Annotated in this window: 22 protein-coding genes; 7 read left to right on the forward strand and 15 right to left on the reverse strand. The window is 53.6% G+C overall.

Features of this window, described 5'->3' with window-relative positions:
- Nucleotides 1-301 (forward strand): helix-turn-helix domain-containing protein (locus QN359_RS12925; protein WP_323493358.1); only part of this gene is annotated, 301 nt, incomplete at its 5' end.
- 338 nt (nucleotides 302-639) lie between these two features.
- On the opposite strand, the gene QN359_RS12930 is transcribed toward QN359_RS12925, so the two are convergent.
- A complete protein-coding gene (locus QN359_RS12930; RefSeq protein ID WP_322248238.1) occupies nucleotides 640-1,113 on the reverse strand; it encodes a hypothetical protein in 474 nt (157 codons plus the stop codon).
- Nucleotides 1,114-1,330: 217 nt separating this feature from the next.
- Here QN359_RS12930 and QN359_RS12935 point away from each other — a divergent pair, with 217 nt between their 5' ends.
- Genes QN359_RS12935 through QN359_RS12945 form a run of 3 tightly spaced genes read left to right on the forward strand, consistent with a single transcriptional unit; the run spans nucleotide 1,331 to nucleotide 2,725 of the window.
- Nucleotides 1,331-1,753, forward strand: coding sequence for an Hsp20/alpha crystallin family protein (locus QN359_RS12935; protein WP_322248237.1), 423 nt, complete (start codon nucleotides 1,331-1,333; stop codon nucleotides 1,751-1,753).
- A gap of 25 nt (nucleotides 1,754-1,778) precedes the next feature.
- Entirely contained in the window at nucleotides 1,779-2,075 is a 297-nt protein-coding gene (locus QN359_RS12940; protein WP_322248236.1) for a hypothetical protein, read from the forward strand.
- Entirely contained in the window at nucleotides 2,072-2,725 is a 654-nt protein-coding gene (locus QN359_RS12945) for a response regulator transcription factor (protein ID WP_322248235.1), read from the forward strand. Before QN359_RS12940 ends, QN359_RS12945 begins: the two co-directional genes overlap by 4 nt.
- A gap of 56 nt (nucleotides 2,726-2,781) precedes the next feature.
- Here QN359_RS12945 and acs read toward each other — a convergent pair whose 3' ends face one another.
- On the reverse strand, nucleotides 2,782-4,776 hold the full coding sequence (acs, locus tag QN359_RS12950; RefSeq protein ID WP_322248234.1) for an acetate--CoA ligase: 1,995 nt from the start codon (nucleotides 4,774-4,776) through the stop codon (nucleotides 2,782-2,784).
- Nucleotides 4,777-5,116: 340 nt separating this feature from the next.
- On the opposite strand from acs, the gene QN359_RS12955 reads away from it, so the two are divergent.
- The 3 genes from QN359_RS12955 to murI are packed head-to-tail and all read left to right on the forward strand — an operon-like array spanning nucleotide 5,117 to nucleotide 8,115.
- The gene (locus QN359_RS12955; RefSeq protein WP_322248233.1) at nucleotides 5,117-5,716 is read left to right on the forward strand and encodes a YqhA family protein; all 600 of its coding nucleotides are present in this window, start codon (nucleotides 5,117-5,119) and stop codon (nucleotides 5,714-5,716) included.
- 36 nt (nucleotides 5,717-5,752) lie between these two features.
- Nucleotides 5,753-7,276, forward strand: coding sequence for a fumarate hydratase (locus tag QN359_RS12960; RefSeq protein ID WP_322248232.1), 1,524 nt, complete (start codon nucleotides 5,753-5,755; stop codon nucleotides 7,274-7,276).
- Nucleotides 7,276-8,115: a glutamate racemase gene (gene murI / locus QN359_RS12965; RefSeq protein WP_322248231.1), complete on the forward strand. Its 840-nt coding sequence runs from the start codon at nucleotides 7,276-7,278 to the stop codon at nucleotides 8,113-8,115. Before QN359_RS12960 ends, murI begins: the two co-directional genes overlap by 1 nt.
- Nucleotides 8,116-8,175: 60 nt before the next feature.
- On the opposite strand, the gene bamC is transcribed toward murI, so the two are convergent.
- From bamC to accD, 13 genes are all read right to left on the reverse strand, one after another.
- Nucleotides 8,176-9,339, reverse strand: coding sequence for an outer membrane protein assembly factor BamC (gene bamC, locus QN359_RS12970; RefSeq protein WP_322248230.1), 1,164 nt, complete (start codon nucleotides 9,337-9,339; stop codon nucleotides 8,176-8,178).
- 79 nt (nucleotides 9,340-9,418) lie between these two features.
- Complete coding sequence (gene dapA / locus QN359_RS12975; RefSeq protein ID WP_322248229.1) at nucleotides 9,419-10,303, reverse strand: 4-hydroxy-tetrahydrodipicolinate synthase; 885 nt, start codon at nucleotides 10,301-10,303, stop codon at nucleotides 9,419-9,421.
- A gap of 90 nt (nucleotides 10,304-10,393) precedes the next feature.
- Nucleotides 10,394-10,957, reverse strand: coding sequence for a methyltransferase domain-containing protein (locus QN359_RS12980; RefSeq protein ID WP_322248228.1), 564 nt, complete (start codon nucleotides 10,955-10,957; stop codon nucleotides 10,394-10,396).
- A 4-nt stretch (nucleotides 10,958-10,961) separates the two neighbouring features.
- The gene (locus tag QN359_RS12985) at nucleotides 10,962-11,624 is read right to left on the reverse strand and encodes a site-2 protease family protein (protein ID WP_322248227.1); all 663 of its coding nucleotides are present in this window, start codon (nucleotides 11,622-11,624) and stop codon (nucleotides 10,962-10,964) included.
- Between the two features lie 54 nt (nucleotides 11,625-11,678).
- On the reverse strand, nucleotides 11,679-12,302 hold the full coding sequence (locus tag QN359_RS12990; protein ID WP_322248226.1) for an L-threonylcarbamoyladenylate synthase: 624 nt from the start codon (nucleotides 12,300-12,302) through the stop codon (nucleotides 11,679-11,681).
- Between the two features lie 53 nt (nucleotides 12,303-12,355).
- Nucleotides 12,356-13,231: a protease HtpX gene (htpX, locus tag QN359_RS12995; RefSeq protein ID WP_322248225.1), complete on the reverse strand. Its 876-nt coding sequence runs from the start codon at nucleotides 13,229-13,231 to the stop codon at nucleotides 12,356-12,358.
- A 63-nt stretch (nucleotides 13,232-13,294) separates the two neighbouring features.
- Nucleotides 13,295-14,149: a 3',5'-nucleoside bisphosphate phosphatase gene (locus QN359_RS13000; protein ID WP_322248224.1), complete on the reverse strand. Its 855-nt coding sequence runs from the start codon at nucleotides 14,147-14,149 to the stop codon at nucleotides 13,295-13,297.
- 107 nt (nucleotides 14,150-14,256) lie between these two features.
- Nucleotides 14,257-16,515 carry a TonB-dependent receptor plug domain-containing protein gene (locus QN359_RS13005; protein ID WP_322248223.1) on the reverse strand — a complete coding sequence of 753 codons (2,259 nt, stop codon included), beginning with the start codon at nucleotides 16,513-16,515 and terminating at the stop codon, nucleotides 14,257-14,259.
- A gap of 677 nt (nucleotides 16,516-17,192) precedes the next feature.
- Nucleotides 17,193-18,713 carry an amidophosphoribosyltransferase gene (gene purF / locus QN359_RS13010; protein ID WP_322248222.1) on the reverse strand — a complete coding sequence of 507 codons (1,521 nt, stop codon included), beginning with the start codon at nucleotides 18,711-18,713 and terminating at the stop codon, nucleotides 17,193-17,195.
- Nucleotides 18,714-18,735: 22 nt separating this feature from the next.
- Nucleotides 18,736-19,224: a CvpA family protein gene (locus QN359_RS13015; RefSeq protein ID WP_322248221.1), complete on the reverse strand. Its 489-nt coding sequence runs from the start codon at nucleotides 19,222-19,224 to the stop codon at nucleotides 18,736-18,738.
- Nucleotides 19,225-19,232: 8 nt separating this feature from the next.
- Complete coding sequence (locus QN359_RS13020) at nucleotides 19,233-20,183, reverse strand: SPOR domain-containing protein (protein WP_322248220.1); 951 nt, start codon at nucleotides 20,181-20,183, stop codon at nucleotides 19,233-19,235.
- Nucleotides 20,184-20,229: 46 nt separating this feature from the next.
- Nucleotides 20,230-21,519 (reverse strand): bifunctional tetrahydrofolate synthase/dihydrofolate synthase, encoded by a 1,290-nt coding sequence (gene folC / locus QN359_RS13025; protein ID WP_322248219.1) that lies wholly within the window; start codon nucleotides 21,517-21,519, stop codon nucleotides 20,230-20,232.
- An 84-nt stretch (nucleotides 21,520-21,603) separates the two neighbouring features.
- Nucleotides 21,604-22,476: an acetyl-CoA carboxylase, carboxyltransferase subunit beta gene (gene accD / locus QN359_RS13030; RefSeq protein WP_322248218.1), complete on the reverse strand. Its 873-nt coding sequence runs from the start codon at nucleotides 22,474-22,476 to the stop codon at nucleotides 21,604-21,606.
- Between the last annotated feature and the right edge of the window lie 24 nt (nucleotides 22,477-22,500).

A 22,500-nucleotide genomic window follows, 5' to 3' on the forward strand; every position in this document is an offset into this window, starting at 1 on the left:
TTTCACTCATGGTCTGCCTCGTCTCTTTTCGACAGACACTAGTTTAAACTGTTGTCCGGATATGTGGATCCACTATAACTACTTGGGCTTGCGACTGGAATCGATTAGCCGCGCCTTGTGCCGCTTGGAACGTGAAGGATTGATTGAATTTAAGGAAAGAGGGCGCCGTGAAATCAGCATTCCGAATCTGGAAGCATTGAGCGAATTTATCAGATGTGCGCGTAAAACCTCGACGTTCAGAGGCTGTCGCGACAGCTCCGACATCTGTAAAATAAGGAGCAAAATGAACGCTGGAAAATGATGTCCAGAGCCGTTGCGCTGTTGAGGGCGCTGTTTTTATGCTGTTATTTAGAACAGCTTCATCAGATTCGCCAGGGCTGTACATGACTACATTTTCATACCTGAAACACCGCACACCTCGTCATTCCCGCATGCCTTTGGCGCGACCCCAGTGTCGTTTTCAGCACTGAAAACACCATCGTTTCTGGCATTTTCAGTTAACCACGAACGCCGTCAGGTTCCCGCCAAAAGCGCGCGGGAATGGCGTGTCTGCCAGTTGGGGTAATGATGCCGACTGAAAACCCTTTTGCGACAGCTTCTGAACGCCGAGGTTTTACGCGCACATCTGAGAATAATTCTTCAGTTCTGGTCTGCCTCAATAAAATACAATAACAATTGACGATGCTCATCGACGCTGCGTAGTTGGGTAAGCGTACGTTGCTCTTGCAGGATGCCGTTGTCGCCGCGGTAGCGCGCAGTGATCGCATATTGCCCGGGAGGCAAAGCAAGATAGAGTAAAGGCCCGGCCATCACTTGCGTCAGCAAATGGACCGGTCGCGCGCCGAGATGCAAAGCCTCCAGCGTGATTTCCACCCCCGCCAAGTACCAGCCGCTCTGGCGTGCTACCGTCACCAGCCTCAGGCTATAGCGGTTCGCTTGTGCCTGTATGGCAGCGCGCTCTTCCGCACCGACACCACCGGTCAGGCACTCAAACGGCATCGCGTCGCAATAAAAATCGATACGAAACAAATCGGCTTGGGCTTGGGCCTGCACCGACCCGCACAAGGCACTGCACAATAATAAAAAACAAATACAAGTTTTTAAATTTCCCATCGTTATATCGCCGGCTCACCTTCATCAGTTTGGTATTTCAAAAAATAGATTTTATGCGAAAGATCAAACTCGCTGCACGCAAAAATCATTATTCGTCAAGCACAGTGTTTGGCCGCGCTTCATGCGCATACCATGCTGTGGCACACGAACCTGAGGGCACACATAGCCTGCGTGTTCGCGATTTTTTCCACTCTGATACTTGTGCGAGGTTTTCATCATGCATCGTTTACCAAATTATGGATCCCCTTTATCGCTGCCTTTCGACAGCTTGCTCAAAACTCTGTTCAACCGAAACTGGCTTGATCTGGAACCACTTGATATCCGTCTTGATGTTGACGAACTTGCCGACCGCTTCGTGGTCTGCGCCGATTTGCCAGGAGTAAACAAGGAGGATATCGATATCCGCGTCTGTGGCAACCAGGTACACATTCACGCTGAGATCAAGGCTGACCAGAACAGCAGCGATGCTGATGGCCGCGCGGTGCGGCGCGAGCGTTGCCACGGCATGTTAACGCGCACGCTCTATCTGAGTCAAGACCTCGACGACACGCGTGCTGAGGCAAGTTTCGATGCAGCTGTCTTGCGTTTGCAATTACCGAAAAAACAAAGCACCGAGCAAAGACGCGTAGATATTCGCTGAAGCAGCATGATTTTTTGGGGCCGGTATGAAGGCGACATTTTCAGAATATTCCTACAGCGTGCTGGCGCTTGAAACCGCTACACTCTGGTTTCAGCGAATTGGTATTTTTATTGGAAAGAATGATTTACTTCCAGCATATCAACTGGCGGCAGCGTATCGTCTACCGGCCGACTGCCGCCAACGACTTGGCCTCATCAGCATCTACGAACGTCTCGACATTCTCGGTGCGCAACTGAGCGTAGCCAGCCAACTTGGCCACGGCACCACGGCTACGCTGACGATCCCGCTCGCCACGGCGAGCCAAACTGGAGCCGCCGCATGAGCCGCACCCGCGTGTTATTAGTCGATGATCACACCATGCTGCGCGAAGCCTTAGGCTTCATGCTCAGCAAAGAAACCGGCTTGGAGGTCGTCGGCGAGTTAGGCGATGGCAGTCGCATCGAAGAAGTCATCACGCAGTTGCAACCTGACGTGGTGGTGATGGATGTCAGCATGCCGAATATGAATGGGATCGATGCCACTCGAAAGATTTTACGTCTGGCACCGCATACCGGTGTGGTAGCACTGTCGGCGTTTGGCTACAAACAATTTATCGTCGAGATGATGAGCGCCGGCGCGCTGGCCTATGTGGTCAAATCGGCTGCCAGCGAACAATTGAGGCGCGCCATCGCCAGCGTGGCGCAAGGCCATGTCTATCTTTGTCCGGAATCGGCGGCCATGATGGTCGCCTTGGCCTGTGCCGACGAATCGAGCTTGCTCAATCACGTCCCGGAAGGACATTTGGGAAAACGTGAGCGTGAAGTACTGCGCCTGATTTGCCAAGGAAAAAGTTCTCCCGAGATCGGTAGTGAGTTACATATTGCCATCAGCACCGTTGAAGTTCACCGCCGCAATATTATGGGTAAACTCGACATCCATTCGGTTGCCGAGTTGACCAAATATGCGATACGCCGTGGTTTGACGCACATATGAAACAGCCGCTGCGGAACCGAGCAGCGGCTGTTTCAGGTAAACCGCAGACGGCCGGCTTATTGCGCCTGCTTGAGCTGCTCGAGTATCGCCGGATTTTCAAGCGTCGAAATATCTTGCGTGATTTCTTCCCCCTTAGCCAGCACGCGCAGTAGACGGCGCATGATCTTACCTGAACGTGTTTTCGGCAAATTATCACCGAAACGAATTTCTTTTGGCTTGGCAATCGGTCCGATTTCTTTGGCTACCCAATTGCGCAATTCCGCCGCAATTTGCTTGGCTTCTTCGCCGATAGGACGGCTACGCTTGAGTACAACAAAGGCACAAATCGCTTCACCGGTGGTATCGTCGGGCCGACCGACCACGGCCGCTTCAGCTACCAATGGATGGGCCACCAGCGCCGATTCGATTTCCATTGTACCCATACGATGACCGGACACGTTAAGCACGTCATCGATACGCCCGGTGATGGTGAAATAAGCGGTATCTTTATTACGGATGGCACCATCGCCGGCCAGATACAAGGTGCCACCATATTCTTCCGGGAAATAACTTTTCTTGAAGCGTTCAGGATCGCCCCAGATTGTTCTGATCATCGCTGGCCATGGCCGCTTGATCACTAAAATACCACCCTGACCGTTCGGTAAATCATGACCGGTTTCATCGACGATGGCTGCCATGATACCCGGCAAAGGCAAGGTACAGGAACCCGGCACCAATGGTGTCGCGCCCGGCAAGGGTGTCATCATATGACCGCCGGTTTCGGTTTGCCAGAAGGTATCGACGATAGGACAGTTATCGCGACCAATATGCTTGTGATACCACATCCAGGCTTCCGGATTGATCGGTTCACCGACTGAGCCCAGCAGGCGCAAGGAAGACAGATCGTAGCGATCGGGATGAATCGCAGCATCGGCATCGGCCGCCTTGATCAGCGAGCGAATTGCCGTTGGTGCCGTGTAGAAAATGCTGACCTGATGCTTTTCTATCATGCTCCAGAACCGGCCGGCGTTGGGGAAAGTCGGAATGCCTTCGAAAATGATTTCGGTCGCGCCGACTGCCAAGGGGCCGTAAGTGATGTAAGTGTGACCAGTGACCCAGCCGATATCGGCGGTACACCAGAAAACATCGGCTGGTTTGATGTCAAAGGTCCACTTCATCGTCAATATCGCCCACAGCAAATAGCCGCCCGATGAATGCTGCACACCTTTCGGTTTGCCGGTCGAACCTGAGGTATAGAGGATGAACAGCGGATGTTCGGCACTGACCCATTCCGGCTCACAGACCGCCGATTGGGTGGCGACCAATTCGTGCATCCACAGATCGCGGCCGGCCGTCATTGTCACGGCACCACCGGTGCGTTGATAAACGATAACATTTCTAACTTTTTCGCAATCGCCAAGGGCCAGCGCTTCATCGACAATGGCTTTGAGCGGCAAATGCTTACCACCGCGAACTTGTTGATCAGCAGTAAGCACGGCCACGGCACCGACGTCGACGATGCGTTCCTGCAGCGATTTCGCGGAAAAACCACCGAACACGACGGAATGGGTGGCACCGATACGGGCGCAAGCTTGCATGGCAATGACGCCTTCCACCGACATCGGCATGTAAATTACCACGCGATCGCCTTTGACGATGCCGAGCGATTTCAAGCCATTGGCAAATTCGCAAACGCGACGGTGCAATTCTTGATAAGTAGTGCGTGTGACTTCGCCGCCATCGGTTTCAAAAATCACCGCAACTTTGTCAGCATTGCCGTTTTGCAGGTTCACGTCGAGACAATTATACGAAACGTTGAGCAAGCCATCTTCGAACCATTTGTAAAACGGTGCCTGACTTTCATCGAGCACGGTTTCAAACGGCTTATGCCAGTGCAAGTTCTCACGTGCCAGCTTGCCCCAGAAACCGGTGTAATCGGCCTCTGCCGCGTTGCACATGGCATGGTAAGCATCCATACCGGAAATTGTCGCCTGTGCGGCAAATGCTGCCGGAGGCGGAAAAACGCGCGATTCGGCTTTTATTTCAGAGTGTGCCGCGGTGAGGTCGGTCATGCTGGTCTCCAACTTGTTATAGTGTAAAAAATTAAGACTGTCGAAACACGATGAGTCCCGTTCTCTGCACATCGTCTACTGACGACAGGCCTCATCGATCGATCTGATGAAATCAGCTTAATCGGACAGACTTACTCTAGGCTTACGCTCGTATCGGCCTTGTGGACGGCATGCCACAAGGCAAATGCAAGCGGAGCAGCCGCAATTTTTCCGCATTTCTCCAGCCCAATTTCAGCATTCTATGCCAATCGTCGGCATGCCAGGCCACACGACATGGTGCTGCAGATGTAAAATACTGGTTTTCAGCATTCGTCGTCGTGATTCATCACGCACCTTATCCATGCCCACCAATCCGACTCCACCAAAACTTTCACCGCTCTCCAACATCATTTTTTTCAGCCGCTGGCTGCAGGTGCCACTGTATTTAGGTCTCATCCTCGCCCAATGTGTGTATGTATTTCACTTCTGGGTCGAGTTGACCGATCTGATCGGCGCCGCGCTCGGCAACGAAGCTGCACTACAGCATATTCTCGATGCGGTCGCGAATGGAAATGTACGCCCAAGCAAACTGACCGAAACCACCATCATGCTGGTTGTGCTGGGCTTGATCGACGTGGTCATGATTTCCAATCTGCTGATCATGGTCATCATTGGTGGCTACGAAACTTTCGTATCCCGACTCGGCTTGGACAATCATCCCGATCAACCGGAATGGCTGTCCCATGTCAATGCCTCTGTGCTGAAGGTCAAACTGGCCATGGCCATCATCGGCATTTCTTCTATCCATCTGCTGAAAACCTTCATCAATGCCGGCAACTATGAACCACATGTCGTACTGGCCCAAACCGGCATCCATATTGCCTTCTTGCTGTCAGCACTGGCGATTGCGTATTGCGATCAGATCATGACCAAGACCCAGTTATTAGCCAATCAGCACTGAGCCCCTTTTTTCATTTCACCAGCCAAGAGCCAAATCATGACAGTCATCAAACGAGACGACCTGATCGAATCCGTAGCAGCAGCGCTGCAATACATCAGCTATTACCACCCGGCCGATTATATCGCCCATCTGGCACGCGCCTATGAGAGTGAGCAAAGCCCGGCGGCGAAAGATGCGATTGCCCAGATTCTCACCAATTCGCGCATGTGTGCTGAGGGCCGTCGTCCGATTTGCCAAGATACCGGCATCGTCAATGTCTTCCTGAAAATCGGCATGGGTGTACGTTTCGAAGGTTTTACCGGCTCCATCACCGACGCCGTCAATGAAGGCGTACGCCAAGCGTATAACAATGCCGACAATAAACTGCGCGCATCGATCGTTGCCGACCCGCTGTTTGATCGTAAAAATACACAAGACAATACCCCGGCCGTGGTGCACATGGAATTAGTTCCAGGCAATACCGTCGATGTCAAAGTAGCGGCCAAGGGTGGTGGCTCTGAAAACAAAAGCAAGTTCGTCATGCTCAACCCATCCGATTCTTTGATCGACTGGGTCATGAAAACCGTGCCGACCATGGGTGCCGGCTGGTGTCCACCGGGCATGCTCGGCATAGGCATAGGCGGCACAGCCGAAAAAGCCATGCTGATGGCGAAAGAATCCTTGATGGATGACATCGACATGTATGAACTCAAACAACGTGGCCCACGCAACAAGACCGAAGAATTACGCATAGAATTGTGCGACAAGGTGAATGCCTTGGGCATCGGTGCCCAAGGCCTGGGTGGTTTGACCACTGTGCTCGACGTCAAGATCAATATGTACCCGACCCACGCGGCTTCGAAACCGGTCGCGATGATTCCAAATTGCGCCGCCACCCGCCACGCACATTTCGTGCTTGATGGTTCCGGCCCGACGTATATTGAACCACCGAAATTATCCGACTGGCCTGATGTGCATTGGCTGCCCGATACAGAAAAATCCCAACGCGTTGATCTCAACAACTTGACCAAGGCTGAAGTGGCGTCATGGAAACCTGGCCAGACTTTGCTGTTGAACGGGAAAATGCTGACCGGTCGCGATGCTGCCCACAAGCGTATTCAAGAAATGCTGGCCAAAGGCGAAAGCTTGCCGGTCGATTTCACCAACCGCGTGATTTACTATGTCGGCCCGGTCGATCCGGTGCGCGATGAAGCGGTCGGCCCAGCCGGCCCAACCACAGCTACCCGCATGGATAAATTCACCGACATGATGCTCGAGCAAACCGGTCTCATTTCCATGATAGGCAAGGCCGAACGCGGCCCAGTTGCGATCGAATCGATCAAGCGCCACCAATCTGCCTATCTGATGGCTGTCGGTGGTGCCGCCTACTTGGTATCGAAAGCGATCAAGTCGGCTACCGTAGTCGGCTTTGCCGATCTCGGCATGGAAGCGATTTACGAATTTGATGTTGTCGACATGCCAGTGACGGTAGCGGTCGATGCCAACGGCACCTCGGTACACAATACCGGCCCGCGCGAATGGCAAGCGAAAATCGGCATCATTGCACTCAATCCAGCCTGATGCAGCAGCAGCCAACGGCGCCGGTAGGCATCTTCGATTCCGGCGTCGGTGGCTTGTCGGTGCTGCAGCATGTGCGCAGCACCCTGCCGTATGAAACGCTGCTGTATGTAGCCGATTCGGCCTTTGCCCCGTATGGCGAAAAAACCGCGGCGCAAATCACTGCGCGCTGCCTGTTGATCGCCGAGTTTTTCCAGCGTCATGCAATCAAAGCCTTGGTCGTGGCATGCAATACTGCCACGGCAGCGGCGATTACCGTGTTACGCCAGCGCTACCCGGACTTAATCATTGTCGGCATCGAACCGGGCTTGAAACCGGCCGCCTTGTTGAGCAAAAATAAACGCGTCGGTGTGCTGGCGACCAGTGCCACCTTACACAGCGAAAAGTTTAAAAATCTGCAACAAGCATTACTTAGCTCCGGCGTCAGCTTCGAACTGCGCGCCGGCGTCGGCCTGGTAGAAATGATCGAGCAAGATCAGCTACATACCGCCACCACCCGCGCCCTGCTGAGCGCGCATCTGGCGCCGCTACTGGCTGCAGGCATCGATACCTTGGTGCTCGGCTGCACCCACTACCCGTTCGCCACTACGCTCATCAATGACATCATAGCCAGTCAGCGCTACCCTGCCCTCAGCTTGGTCGATACCGGTCTGGCAGTCGCCTTACAATTGCAACGATTACTACAACAAACTGGTCTCGCCGCTACCAAGCCCCCCCCGACAGCACCGCTGCGCGCGTATACCAGCGCAGACTGCCAAGCATTCGAGCAAGCCTTGCTACGCTTATTGAAAATCGCTGCCCCTGAGGTTCGTGTTGCGCCGCTGAATTTAGGTATGAGCTAGGAGCACAAGGCGAAAAAAAACACGGCCACGGCCGTGTTTTTTTTCGCCACAAACAATCGTTTATTTCAATTGATCGTTGAGTAATTTCAAGATCTTTTCAGCCACCACAGAACGGTCGACTTTACCGTCGTTATTGAGTACGGTAACGACACTGCTCTCGCCGTTGGCTGCATTTTTGACCGAGACGCGATATTTCTGCGCATTTTTAGACGCTTCGTCGGAATTGCTTGAGAACAGTTTGGAGAAGAAACCATCACCGGCACCCTTGGTTTTGGCTTCGATATCTTGATCGATGTAGCGGACGAAATACAAGCCCTGCGAACGATCGCGATCTTCTACCGTGAAACCGACGCGATCGAGTGCCAAGCCAACGCGACGCCAAGCGCGGTCGAAACCTTCATCGACTTCAACTTGACTGGCGTCAGCCGTTTTGATCAGCTTCGAATGCGGTTTGAGTTCGACCGCTGTCACTGCTGCCGGTGCCAACGGCGATGCGACGCCGTCGCTGGACAAACGCGCCATCAGACGCGCCAAGAATTCTGCTTCCAGCCCTGGATCAGGCGCACGTGGCGTCCAGGCCGAACCGTCTTTGGCCGGGCCGGTCAAGACTTCTTCGGCACCGCGATGGCTGATGTAAATTTCAACTTCGCCGTTTTCACCGCGCTCAAGACGGGTGCGAAATTTATCGCGCTCGCCGGTAGAATACAGCGAATCGAGCACCTTACCCAGAGTATTACGTAACAAATCTTGTGGGATTTTGGCACGATTTTCGGCCCAATCGGTTTCCATTACACCGGTTTGCTGATTTTCAACATTGACCAGGAAACCAAGTTCTTGCCAAAAATCTTTCAGCTGCGGCCACAAGGCTTCCGGCGTTTGCTTGACCACTAACCAGCGCTCGGAACCCGAACGGACGATACGCATGTCATTGACTTTAGTCGGCGCGACCACGGCACTGCTGACACTGACCTTGTTGCCTTTTTCAAGATTGTAGCCCGACGCCGTCGCGCTGCTTTTATTTGCATCAGGCACGGCAAACCGGTTGTCGCGCGCGATTTGCGTCAAATCAGGGGGAACATCCAATGAAATAGAGGTCGCCTTGGCTGCACTTTTGTAATCGATTTTATTGGGCTCTATCAAATTACCAACCGAGCTGCATGCACTCAGTCCCGCGATCGCGAGAACACCGATGATGCCGTTTTTAGCAACAAAGCTTTTTGCCATGTGAAAGTCCCTACCAATTTGTTATCAATGAAAAAACGTGGAGCGGTGCGCCGGCCCGGCCGGCGCATCAAGCTGATACTTATTTTAATATACCTGCTTCGCGCAAAGCTGTGCGTACTGTTGCGTGATATTGCTCAGCCATCGTCACCAAGGGTAAACGCAAGCCTGACGGGATCAAACCCATTTCCTGCAGCGCCCATTTTACCGGCAAAGGATTAGGTTCGATGAACAACTTGCTGTGCAAGGATAAAACAGAATTATTAATAGCAATTGCCTTGGCAGTATCGCCAGCCATCGCCGCGACACACAATTCGTGCATGGCGCGTGGTGCGACATTGGCCGTGACGGAAATATTGCCTTGACCACCGCAGAACATCAAGGCCATAGCCGTGGCATCATCACCGGAATACACGGCAAAACCAGCCGGCACCAGGCTGAGCAATTCGATGCCGCGGGCGATATTGCCGGTGGCATCTTTGACACCAATAATGCCAGGAATTTGCGCCAAGCGAACGATGGTTTCATTCGCCATATCGGCCACGGTACGTCCCGGCACGTTATACAGAATAATCGGCAGGTCGACCGCTTGCGCGATGGCTTTGAAGTGCTGGTACATGCCTTCCTGAGTAGGACGGTTGTAGTAAGGCACAACTTGCAGCGAGGCATCGGCACCCGCTTGTTTGGCGAACTTGGTCAGCGCGATCGCTTCGGCGGTCGAATTACCACCGGAACCGGCGATAATCGGCACGCGCTTGGCGGCATGTTCGACTGCCACACGAATGAGTTCACAATGCTCTTCGACCGACACGGTCGGCGACTCGCCGGTGGTACCGACTATCACGATCCCATCGGTGCCTTCGGCAATATGCCAGTCGATTAATTTACGCAAGCAAGGCAAATCAAGACTGCCATCGGCGTGCATAGGGGTCACAATAGCAACCAGACTACCCTGTATGTTTGTCATGTTAGTGCGTTAAAAAAGTAAAACCTCGATTGTAGCGGATAGACAGCAACTCTGGGGTGCTATTAGCATGCTTAGCACGGCAAACTTGCACTATGAACATAAAGCCGATGGTCGCGCCCCATCCCCGCCCTTGCGCGCGCAAATACGCTGCACCACAGCCGGCTTCGGCGTACTCACGTAACCGTGTTCGTAGGCGATCACCTGCATGGAAGAATCGGCTGCCAGATGTGCCAATAATTCACCCTGATGCAATAAGAAATCAGGATTCGAGGGCTTGCCGAAGGCCGCGTTGCCTATGGCGAAAGTTTGATAAATCAACACTCCGCCCTCCTGCAAGCTATCGAGCAGCAGCGGAAACAAGGGCCGATGTAGATAATTACTGACGACGATGGCAGCAAATTGCTTGGCAGCGAATGGCCAATCCAGCCCACCGGCTTCGAGATCATGCTGCATGGTCCGCGCACCAGCGAGCTGCAACGCTGAGAGCACGGCAACATCGCGATCCAAGGCCAGCACGGCATGACCACGCTCGAGTAAGCAGCGGGTATGCCGTCCACTGCCGCAGGCCAGATCGAGCACCAAGCCAGCCGGCAGCAGCGGTAAGAAGCGCAGCACCCAAGCCGCCGGCGCAGCCACTGTCGGATTGATCAGCAAGACTTCACACGCCCAGCAACATACGTAAGGGTGAGGCCAGCAATTGCAGCAGCAAGTTACTGAGGACCATCAGTGGCGTCATCCAAAATTGCAGCAAGTGCAAAAACATGAAACCAAGCAAGATGAAAAAGCCATACGGCTCGATGCGCGCAAATTGGTAAGCCATTTTGTAGGGCAACAAACTGACGACGATGCGGCCGCCATCGAGCGGCGGGATAGGAAATAAGTTAAACGCCAACAGGGCTAAATTGGTCAAGACGCCGGCTTCGGCCATTTTGTAAAAATACGGCTCACTCAATTGCATCGATTGCAGCACGATGCCGAACAGCAACCAGAAAAATGCCATGACGAAGTTGGCCGCCGGGCCGGCCAAAGCAACCCACGCCATGTCGCGTTTAGGATTTTTCAGATGCCCGAAATTGACCGGCACTGGCTTGGCATAACCGACCAAAAAAGCCCCGCCGCTGGCCAAGTACAAGACTACCGGAACAACAATGGTGCCGATAGGATCGATATGCACGAGCGGGTTGAGACTGAGTCGCCCTTGACTTTGTGCGGTCGTATCGCCGAAATGTTTGGCCGCATAGCCGTGCGCAGCCTCGTGCAAGGTAATGGCAAAAATCACCGGCAAGGCATAGACCAGCACTGTCTGGATTAAATCATTCATGGAGATTTTCTAAAAAAAGTCAATTGCAGGGCTGTGTGCTCTGCGTGCGCCTCATCATATGCCAAATACTGCCACGTCGCCGCTTCCTTGACGTAACAATTGCGGCGTCTCGCCACTCAGATCGACCACCGTGGTTGGCACCAGACTGCAGGCTCCGCCGTCGATGATGAGTTCTATGCGCTTTTCCAACTCGGCGCGAATCAGCTCGGCATCGGTCAAGGGCTCGTCTTGATCCGGCAAGATCAGTGTGGTGGCCAATAAGGGTTGCCCTAATTCTGCCAGTAAAGCCTGAGTAATGAGGTTTTGCGGCACGCGCAAGCCTATCGTTTTGCGCGAGGGATGACTCAAGCGGCGCGGCACTTCCTTGGTCGCTTCCAGAATCATGGTGTAGGGTCCCGGCGTGGCGGCCTTGAGCAAGCGATACTGGCGATTATCAACCTTGGCATACAAGGCAATCTCGGATAAGTCGCGGCACAATAAAGTCAGGTGATGCTTATCATCAACTCCGCGAATCTTTCGCATACGCATCACGGCATCTTTATCGTCGAGGTGGCACACCAGCGCGTAGCAAGAATCGGTGGGGACGGCGACAATGCCGCCGGAACCAATGATTTGCACCGCTTGTTTGATCAAACGCAGTTGCGGATTCTCAGGATGGATTTGAAAGAATTGGCTCATAAAATGAATCAAGGCGACAGCCAGAGCCGCCGCCTGAGGGTGAAAAAACAGGATTATTTCAAATTTTGCAATGCAGCGATACGTTGCTCCATCGGTGGATGCGAAGAAAACAAGGCGCTCCAACCCGGTTTATCACTGATACCGGCGGCAGCCATCGATTTTGGCAATTCGCCCGGTGCCATACCACCCAAGCGCGCGAGCGCATGGATCATCGGCAAGCGGTTACCAAGCAAGCGCGCCGAACCGGCATCGGCGCGGAATTCGCGCTGGCGCGAAAACCAGGCAACGATCATCGAGGCGGCGATACCGAACACGATTTCACAGACAAACACGGTGATCATGTAACCAATGCCAGGGCGATCACTGTCATTGTTGCGGAAAAAAGTTTTATCGACCAAGTAGCCAACTACGCGAGCTAAAAATACCACGAAAGTATTGACTACGCCTTGTATCAAAGTCATCGTCACCATGTCACCGTTAGCAATATGGGCGATTTCATGGCCGAGTACGGCTTCCACTTCTTCCTTGGTCATGCTCTCAAGCAAACCCGTCGAAACGGCAACCAAGGCGGAATTTTTAAAGGCACCGGTGGCAAAGGCATTGGCCTCACCATCGTAGACCGCAACTTCGGGCATTTGTATACCGGCGCGTTCAGACAAGTTGCGCACGGTATTGACTAGCCACAATTCCGTTGAGGAGCTCGGCGCGCTGATTACGCGTGCGCCAGTCGACCATTTCGCCATAGGCTTACTGATCAACAAAGAGAAGAAGGCACCGGTAAAGCCAACCACCAGCGAGAACGCCAGCAGCGTTCCCAATTGCAAACCATTGGCGGTCAAAAAGCGGTTCACGCCCAATACGGACAAGACCACCGACATCACCACCATCACAGCCAGATTGGTCAGTAGAAATAAGACGATACGTTTCATGCGATTTCTCCGGTTGGGGAAAATAAATAGACTGGCATGAAGATATGGGCGGTCAAGCTGATTTCAAGCGGAGAACCAATCTTGCCATACTGGTTTGGATAATTTAGGCATGGCCGGCAAGCGCCCGATATCGACTTCGGCGTCATCCGGCGAATGAAAGTCTGAACCGCGCGACACCAGAAAGCCATATTGATTGGCAATCCGGGTATATTCTTCGTATTGATCGACGCTATGACTGCCAGTCACGGTTTCTATGGCACTGCCACCGAGTGCGCGGAATTCACGGAAAAAGCAATCGCGCGCGACCTCGCTCAAATCATAGCGACCAGGATGCGCCACCACGGCAACGCCGCCGGCACCCTGTATCCAACTGAGGGCGTCACTGAGGCTGGCCCAGCGGTGCGGCACATAACCAGGCTTACCTTCACTTAAATATTTTTTAAAGACTTCGGAAACCGAAGCACAGGCACCGATCTCGGTCAGGTAACGGGCGAAATGCGAACGTGAGATCAAGTCGGGGTTGCCAACGTATTTCAGCGCACCTTCGTATACGCCATCGATGCCGGCGCGCGCCGCCAAATCGGCGGCCATTTCGCGCGCCCGTTGTTCGCGGCCGGAACGGGTGCGTAACAAGCCCTGCAACAGGGCCGGATTGGTTTCATCGATACCGAGGCCGACAATATGAATCGTGCTCGCGGCCCAAGTAATGGAAATTTCCACCCCCGCCACAAACCCCATACCCAGCTCAGCAGCCGCAGCGCGCGCGGCAGCGACACCGCTGACTTCATCATGATCGGTCAAGGCCCACACCGCGACACCGTTGGCGGCAGCGCGGGCCGCTAAGGCAGCCGGCGTCAAGACGCCATCGGAAATAGTGGAATGACTGTGAAAATCGACATTAAGAGCGAGAGCAGACATAGACATAAGGGCAAGATGCGCCAGTTCGATAGCAAAATCGCTGTCGCTATTGTACTCCTGCCGGCCGTCGTGTGTTGCACTGCAAAATTTACCCTATCGAGGGAGACTTACAATTTCATTTCCACTCGTAAATTGTAAGTAGTATAAGTCTGCGAAAACACATTATCGAGGTGATCAATGCCGCCGAGATTGACTTCACTGCTACTCACCGCCTCATCGGGGCGTAAATTATTGGCCGACAGCCGCACTTGCAGCGACGGTGAGATGCGCCATAAACCATATACGTCGAGTTGGCGTTTGCGACCGGTGCTGCTGAGTTGTGTCAAACTGCTTTGGGTTTGATAGGCCGGCGTCCAGTTCAGGTTAGCCCCGACGGTCAGCGGCAGGCCGCGTGGCCGGTAATCGAGCCCGAAGTTGGCCAATTGCCCCGGCTGCTGGTCGATTTTATTGTTCGGACCGGGAATATCATCGACATTCGACCAGAAACGGCTGTAATTACTGCGCACATCAATCGCCGGCCCTTCTGGGAAAAACTCTTGCAACTGAAATTTCGCTTCCAACTCTATGCCTTTGGTGGTGGCCGATCCGATATTGAGCGGGGTCGACACCCAGCGCGGACCGCTGGCGCTAGCCACCAATTGCGTGGTGCGACGCATCAGATCATCGATCTGGCGCACAAACAGGTTGGCGCTGATCAAACCCGATCGCGTCAGATAATGCTCAAATGCTAAATCTATGCCTTTCGATAGTTCCGGTTTCAGCAGAGGATTACCGGTGCGATCGGGCCGAGTCGGACTATTGAGATTGGAAATACTTGGAACGGCAATCAAATCATTGAGTGTCGGTGCACGGTAAGTGGTGGCGTAGCTCAAGCGTATCTGATCTTTGCTGGCCTCGGACAAGCGCCAGACGCCGTGTAAGATCGGACTCAAGACCCGACTGCGATTATCGATCGCCTGGCCATTGGATAAGCTGCTGGTGGTGGCAATGCCTTCCCAGCGCAAACCGGCATAGGCGGAGAATTGTGCATTAATATCAAATTCATCTTGCACGAACAGTGCCAAGCGGCGCGTGCTGGCACTCAGATCATCGCCGGAATCGTCGAATTGCGGCCGGCCATTATTGAGTGAAATACTGCTCTCGGTACGGCGCCCTATTTCGGCATCCCAACCGGCGGCAAAGGTTTGCCCAGAACCAATCGGCAAGCTGTACTTGCCGCCATTTTTCAGGCTTTGATCGCGCGTGTGATTATTCACGCTGACCACATTTTGCAGCTTACCGGCCCCATCATACTGATTACTCAGTGAAGCCGAGTCGTTTTGACCATAGCCGCCGCCGAACTTCACCACCAACTTGCCATTGTCATCGAACTTATGCTGCCAATCACCGAAAAGACGGAAAAACGTCGACTCGGTACTGCCGCTGTTGGCGGCAAACGCATACGGTGGCAGGGTCACCAAGCTCGGGGAACGATAAATTTGATCGACCTGACTGCTGCCATCCGAGTTACTGCGTGAGCTCATCAGGAATGGTTGTACTGTCAAGGCGTCGCCATTACTGAAAGTGTATTTGAAACGCGGGGTAAAATTACCACCGCTGCTACGGCGTCGGCTTTGGTCGCTTTCCTTTTGAATCAGTGTGGTCGCCCCGTCGCTGCCGGTCTCGTGCGAGTCGGTAGTGCCGGTATCGGCTTGCCGATTCTGGAACAGCGAAGCACTGAGGGTGTAGCTGAGGCTGCCGATTTCACCGGGATACGTGAGTGAGACATTCGGCGCGAGCCGATCTTGCTCGGCAGCCAGTGAGAGTTTCAGGTCGGTATTCTTTTGTTTGTATTCTTCACGCAAAACAATATTGATCGTGCCGGCGATTGCTTGCGCACTGAATTCTGCCACGGCACCGCGAATGATCTCGATCCGCTCCACTTGGTCAGGCGTGAGACTATCCATGGAAAAGCCACGCGGGGCGCGCTCGCCGTTGATCAAAATCTGGGTATAACCATTGCCCATGCCGCGCATACGAATATCGCCACCGCGCCCGGCGCGCCCACCGATACTCACACCCGGCAAGCGTTTGAGCACATCAGCAAGATTGGTATCACCATTGCGATCGAGTTCTTCACGGCCGAAAATCATTTTGGCCGCAGTCGACTGGCGGCGAACATCGTCTTCATTACGCCCGCCATCGATGACCACTTTCTGCACTGCCTCAATTTCGACCGGCGGGGTTTTTTTAAGCGGCTTAAACTCACTACCGACGCTGTCGCTCCGCTTGTTTTCGGCTGGTGTCAGTACCTGCGCATCTACGCCCGACATCGTCACAGCCAATACCGCGATGAACACAGGAGAAAATCGGGAGGAAATAGGCATAAGTATCAGTATTAAAAAGTAAATATTAGTGTTTTTGACAATTTTTGTGCACTACACCATTGTAGAGACATCCATCGCCGAGGCAAAGTTCAGGATGCAACAGTTTTGTATGGAAATGAAACAAGTGCAGCACACAAACAACTTAATGGATCGTCGCAAGCGACGATGGAACAGACTCTGGCAGGGGTTTGTATCTCCTCCCATCGCGTCGCGCCTTCGTCGCTCACCGGCCAATTCTTTAAGCACGAACGCCACCAGGTTCCCGCGCAAAAGCGCGCTGATTCTGAAGAGGCTGTCGCAAAAGCCTGATGGACGTTTTTCACACCTGAAACACCGCATACCTCGTCATTCCCGCATGCCACAGCCTCGTCATTCCCGCATGCCACAGCCTCGTCATTCCCGCATGCTTTTGGCGGGAACCCAGCGTCGTTTTTTACACTGAAAATGCCACAATTTCTGGCATTTTCAGTTAACCACGAACGCCGCTGGGTTCCTGCCAAAAGCGCGCAGGAATGACGTGGCCACCAGTTGGGGTAATGATACCGACTCACTACCCTTTTGCGACAGCCTCTTTTGGCCGGGGTTTCAAACCCTAGTCAGATTTTTGATCAAGATTGCAAACAAAAAAACCCGCCTGACACACCGGCGGGTTGGTATTCACATTTACAGCAGCAGCTTTAGTCGCCGCGAGCTGCTAAATTGAGGTTCAATTGCGAACGCAGTAAGTCTTCCGGTTCGGCGCGTGGATTATTGCGTGCCGCTTCCAATCGATCGAGGTAGGCAGCCGTCACGTCACCGGTCACGTAATGACCGTCAAAGCACGAGGCTTCAATGCTGCGCAAAGCCGGATTGACGTCCGAAATCGAGCGTTTCATTGATGCAACATCTTGATAAACCAAGGCGTCGGCAGTAATTTCGCGGCAGACTTCTTGCTCGGAACGACCGTAGGCGATTAATTCACTGCGCGTCGGCATGTCGATACCGTACACGTTAGGAAATTGTACCGGTGGTGCGGCCGAAGCAAAAATCACGCGCTTCGCGCCCGATTCGCGTGCCATCTGTACGATTTCGCGGCTGGTGGTACCGCGCACGATGGAGTCATCGACCAGCAACACACTCTTACCTTTGAATTCAGAACTGATGGCATTCAATTTCTGACGCACCGATTTCGTTCGCACGGCTTGACCCGGCATCATGAAGGTACGACCGATATAGCGATTCTTAATGAAACCTTCGCGATAATCGAGATTAAGTTTCAACGCCAATTCCATCGCCGACGGGCGCGAGGAATCGGGAATCGGCATGACCACGTCGATCTCACCGCTGCTGAATTGTTGGCGCACTTTTTCGGCCAGGTATTCACCCATTTTCAAACGCGTCAGATAGACTGAAGCACCATCGATGATGGAATCGGGACGGGCCAAATAGACATATTCAAATGCGCAGGGATTGAGCGTAGGATTATCGGCGCATTGCTGACTGTAGAGGTTGCCGTCGAGATCGATGAACAAGGCTTCGCCCGGCTCAACATCGCGCAGGAATTTGAAACCCAAACCTTCGAGTGCCACCGATTCGCTGGCAATCATGTATTCGGTACCGCTATCGGTTTCGGCGATGCCTATGCACAGAGGGCGAATGCCGAAGGGGTCGCGGAAAGCCAGCAAACCGTAGCCGGCGATGGTCGCTACCACCGCATACGAACCACGCACGCGACGATGCAACATGGAGACGGCGTGAAACAAGGCATCAGGATCGAGCGAATAACCGCTGGTGACTTCCTGGATTTGATGCGCAAGAATATTGAGCAAGACTTCCGAGTCAGAATCGGTATTGAGGTGACGTCTATCGTTTTTAAACAGTTCGATTTTCAGTTCAACGGCATTGGTCAGGTTGCCGTTATGGGCCAACACAATACCGAATGGCGCATTGACATAAAATGGCTGCGCTTCTTCTTCACTGGTCGAACCGGCGGTGGGATAACGCACCTGGCCTATGCCTATATTACCGGGCAAAGAACGCATATTACGAGTACGGAACACGTCACGCACCAAGCCATTGGCCTTGTGCATGGCAAATTTATTGCCATGATTGGTGGCGATACCGGCCGCATCTTGACCGCGATGCTGCAATAGCAGCAAGGCGTCATACAGCAACTGATTGACGGGATTTTTTGAAACTACACCGACGATGCCACACATGGTGGACTCCTAAAAAGACAAATTAAAACCGGACGTGGCCGGAAATCGACGCTGGCAAAAACGGGATCACTGTTTGTGCCGCGGTTTCCGCCAGGGGACTCAAGAGAGCATTCTTCCAAAAGGCTTGCTGCGGTATGGCGGTCATTCCGCACACCAATACCGCCGCCAATACCAGCACGCAGCCGCGTGCCAGTCCAAATATTCCACCCAAACCGCTGTCGGCCAAAGACATGCCACTGGCCTTAATGATGGCGTCAACGGCGCGCATCACCAGCGCCATGAGCAAGCGCACGCCGATGAACAGCGCCAGAAAGGCCACGATCAAGCGCACGATCTGCCCTGGAAACACGGCCGGCAGCCAGGCCGACACCAGTTCGCTGTAAGCATTGGCCAGTACAAAGGCAACAATCCAACTCACCAGAGAGAGGATTTCTTTGATCAAGCCGCGCATCGTGCTGATCACTACCGAACACAGTAAGATCAGCAGAACGATATAATCGAACAGCGTCACAGCAGCCCTCAGTTAGCCGGAATCAGCGTGCCGCCGACACCGAGTTTGCTGAGCTTGGCTTGCATTCTATCGGCTTCTTCGTGCGACTCGAAAGGTCCAACCCGCACTCGAATTTTCTCCCCCGAGGAGGTCGCCACTTTCTGGGTGTAAGAATGGATGCCGGCCGCCTTGAGCTTGGCCTGTAAATCATCGACTTTATCCTGCGCCGCCAAGGCTGCTACCTGTACCAAATAAGCAGACTTCGGCGCGGCTTTCGGGCTGCTTTTTCCTTCGAGTATGGCCAGCGCGCGCGCCGCATCGTCGTCGGACTTGAGCGCTTTCGCAGGCTCTGGCTTGCTCTCCAGCTTAGGCTCGGCTTTGCTCTCACTCTTATGCTCAGGCTTGAGGGCCACTTCGGCTTCGACCGGTTTGCTCGGCTTGGGCGGTTTAACTTCCGGCTTAGGCTCGCTCTTCAATTCTGGCAGGCGTTCGAGTTTCGCCGGTATCTCGGCCGCAACAACATGCGGAGTCGGCTGCGGAGCAGCGACGAGCGCTGCCACTTTGTTGGTCGCCGGGCTCACCGGCTCGATGATTTCTTCGCTGGCATCAAGCTCCGGAGCAGCGATTTGACGTGCCGGCACAGGCAATTGCGCCGCCGCCGAAGCGGCACTCAGAGGCTTATCTTTGGAAGGAATGCGAATACTGATGTCATCGGACAAGGGCTTGGGTTCGGAATCGAGCAACATCGGCAAACCGATGATGACAGCCAGCGCCAGCGCCACGGCACCGATCAAACGTCGGCGTGCGCGCTTTTTTTCCGGCAGCATAGGGTCGCTGAGCTGACCACGGCGCGGTGCCTCGGTTTTTTTACCACGCGCGCGCGATTCCAAACTGTCTTCGGCAGAGCGTGAGCGAAATTCACCGTTTTCGTGAGCATTCGATGTTTCTGGCTTTTTTTTAAAGCGCGAGAGCAAACCCATGTGCGAATATCTGCTTAATATTTGATTGATCTGATCATTTGCGGCATCAATGCAGTGCCGCTCGTCTGGCACGCATCACTCCGGCCACCGTCAGAAAGGAACCGAAGACCACTATTCTATCATTTTCACCCGCCTTACTGAGCGCATCAGCATAGGCATTTTCGGGCGAACTGAACTCAGTGATGCTTTTTTCAGCGTCATCGAGCACGTCCGCGGCCAGTAACAGTTGCTTAAGTGCGCCGGCAGAGGCAGCGCGCGGCAGCGGTAAATCGCAGACATGCCAATGATCGATCTTTTGCTTGAGTTGCGCGATCACCCCGGCCACGTCTTTATCGAGCATGGAACCAAAGACCGCGTAAGTATAGGCATGAAAGCCCATATTATCGAGATTTTGCGACAAGGTAGCGGCGGCATGCGGATTATGCGCGACATCGAGCACCACGGTCGGCCGCCCCGGCATGACTTGAAAACGCCCGGGCAAATCGACCATCACCAAGCCGGTACGCACTTCCTGCGCGCCCACCGGCAAGACATGACGCAAGGCTTCCAAGGCTGCCAGCACCGCCGAGGCATTCAAGAGTTGATTGGCACCGCGCAGACTAGGATAACCAAGTGAATTGCGCCGCTGATCGCGCCCGGCGAAATTCCATTGCTGCTTATCGCCGTTGTAATTGAAGTCGCGCCCGAACAAACGTAAATCGGCACCGATGGCCTGAGCATGATCGATCAAAGACTGCGGCGGCTGTGGATCACTGCAAATAGCCGGCTTGCCGGCGCGGAAAATACCGGCTTTTTCAAAGCCGATTTTTTCCCGCGTATCGCCGAGATAATCGACGTGATCGATGTCGACACTGGTCACAATCGCGACATCGGCATCGAATACATTGACGGCATCGAGACGACCGCCAAGACCAACTTCGAGGATCACAACATCGAGCGGCGCATCGGCCAGCAACTTGCAAATGGCCAGCGTGGTGAATTCGAAGTAAGTCAGCGAAATACTGCCACGCGCCGCTTCCACGGCGGCAAAGCTATCGATGAATAATTGATCTTGCACCGGCGTGCCATTGATACGCGCACGTTCATTGAAATCGAGGAAATGCGGCTTGCTGTACAAACCCACCCGATAACCGGCTTCGAGCAAGATCGCTTCGAGCATCGCACAGGTCGAGCCTTTACCATTGGTGCCAGCCACCATAATCACAGGCACAGCGAAGCGGATGTCCAGGCTTTGTTTGACGGCGGCGACGCGATCGAGCCCCATGTCAATTTCTTTGGCATGGCGAGTTTCAAGCAAGGCCAGCCAGGTCGGCAAGCTATCGGGCAAATTTGGCATAGTAGCAATAAAAAAAGCCCGAAAAGAGGTCGGGCTTTTCAAAAAAAATTAACACACACACGTCGCTGTCAGCGGCACGCGACTTTACGCCACCGCTTCGGCTGGCTGATTCTGTAACAGCGCTAACAAACGGGCGATTTCTTCGCGCATCTTGCGACGATCAACAATCATGTCGATCGCCCCTTTTTGCAACAAAAATTCGGAACGCTGGAAACCTTCCGGCAGTTTTTCCCTTACCGTGTTTTCGATCACGCGCGGACCGGCAAAGCCGATCAAGGCCTTCGGTTCGGCCATGACGACGTCACCGAGGAAGGCAAACGAAGCCGACACGCCACCCATGGTTGGATCAGTCAGCACCGAAATGAAAGGCAAGCGCTGTTCCGACAACTTGGTCAGCATCGAGGTGGTTTTCGCCATTTGCATCAAGGATAACAAACCTTCTTGCATACGTGCGCCACCGGTTGCCGTGATACAGATAAACGGCACTTTTTGCTCGAGTGCCGCTTGGGCACCGCGCACGAAACGCTCACCGACCACCGAACCCATGGAGCCGCCCATGAATTCAAATTCAAAACACGCCGTCACAACTGGCACCGACATGATGGAACCGCCCATCACAATGAGGGCATCGGTTTCACCGGTAGTTTCCAAGGCATCTTTGAGACGATCGGGATATTTTTTACTATCTTTGAACTTGAGCGTATCAATCGGCAAAATTTCCTGACCGATTTCATACCGACCACCGGCATCAAGCAAGGCATCAAGACGCTCACGCGCACCGATACGCATATGATGGCTGCATTTAGGACAGACATGGATATTGGCTTCCAAATCCGAACGGTACAGCACGGCTTCGCAGGACGGACACTTGACCCACAGACCCTCCGGGATCGATTTACGATTTGCCGATTCCGAGCGCTGTATGCGCGGTGGTAACAATTTTTCTAACCAACTCATGTTTTCTCCTCTTTGCAGCCACTT

The organism is Undibacterium sp. 5I2, from assembly GCF_035019605.1.
In the GTDB taxonomy this organism is placed as follows: Bacteria; Pseudomonadota; Gammaproteobacteria; order Burkholderiales; family Burkholderiaceae_D; genus Undibacterium.

Excerpts from the sequence above, each read along its gene's own strand:
- QN359_RS12930 (WP_322248238.1), bottom strand. The coding sequence starts at position 1,113 with ATGGGAAATTTAAAAACTTGTATTTGTTTTTTATTATTGTGCAGTGCC.
- QN359_RS12935 (WP_322248237.1), top strand. The coding sequence starts at position 1,331 with ATGCATCGTTTACCAAATTATGGATCCCCTTTATCGCTGCCTTTCGAC.
- QN359_RS12940 (WP_322248236.1), top strand. The coding sequence starts at position 1,779 with ATGAAGGCGACATTTTCAGAATATTCCTACAGCGTGCTGGCGCTTGAA.
- QN359_RS12945 (WP_322248235.1), top strand. The coding sequence starts at position 2,072 with ATGAGCCGCACCCGCGTGTTATTAGTCGATGATCACACCATGCTGCGC.
- acs (WP_322248234.1), bottom strand. The coding sequence starts at position 4,776 with ATGACCGACCTCACCGCGGCACACTCTGAAATAAAAGCCGAATCGCGC.
- QN359_RS12955 (WP_322248233.1), top strand. The coding sequence starts at position 5,117 with ATGCCCACCAATCCGACTCCACCAAAACTTTCACCGCTCTCCAACATC.
- QN359_RS12960 (WP_322248232.1), top strand. The coding sequence starts at position 5,753 with ATGACAGTCATCAAACGAGACGACCTGATCGAATCCGTAGCAGCAGCG.
- murI (WP_322248231.1), top strand. The coding sequence starts at position 7,276 with ATGCAGCAGCAGCCAACGGCGCCGGTAGGCATCTTCGATTCCGGCGTC.
- bamC (WP_322248230.1), bottom strand. The coding sequence starts at position 9,339 with ATGGCAAAAAGCTTTGTTGCTAAAAACGGCATCATCGGTGTTCTCGCG.
- dapA (WP_322248229.1), bottom strand. The coding sequence starts at position 10,303 with ATGACAAACATACAGGGTAGTCTGGTTGCTATTGTGACCCCTATGCAC.
- QN359_RS12985 (WP_322248227.1), bottom strand. The coding sequence starts at position 11,624 with ATGAATGATTTAATCCAGACAGTGCTGGTCTATGCCTTGCCGGTGATT.
- QN359_RS12990 (WP_322248226.1), bottom strand. The coding sequence starts at position 12,302 with ATGAGCCAATTCTTTCAAATCCATCCTGAGAATCCGCAACTGCGTTTG.
- htpX (WP_322248225.1), bottom strand. The coding sequence starts at position 13,231 with ATGAAACGTATCGTCTTATTTCTACTGACCAATCTGGCTGTGATGGTG.
- QN359_RS13000 (WP_322248224.1), bottom strand. The coding sequence starts at position 14,149 with ATGTCTGCTCTCGCTCTTAATGTCGATTTTCACAGTCATTCCACTATT.
- QN359_RS13005 (WP_322248223.1), bottom strand. The coding sequence starts at position 16,515 with ATGCCTATTTCCTCCCGATTTTCTCCTGTGTTCATCGCGGTATTGGCT.
- purF (WP_322248222.1), bottom strand. The coding sequence starts at position 18,713 with ATGTGTGGCATCGTCGGTGTAGTTTCAAAAAATCCCGTCAATCAGTTG.
- QN359_RS13020 (WP_322248220.1), bottom strand. The coding sequence starts at position 20,183 with ATGGGTTTGCTCTCGCGCTTTAAAAAAAAGCCAGAAACATCGAATGCT.
- folC (WP_322248219.1), bottom strand. The coding sequence starts at position 21,519 with ATGCCAAATTTGCCCGATAGCTTGCCGACCTGGCTGGCCTTGCTTGAA.
- accD (WP_322248218.1), bottom strand. The coding sequence starts at position 22,476 with ATGAGTTGGTTAGAAAAATTGTTACCACCGCGCATACAGCGCTCGGAA.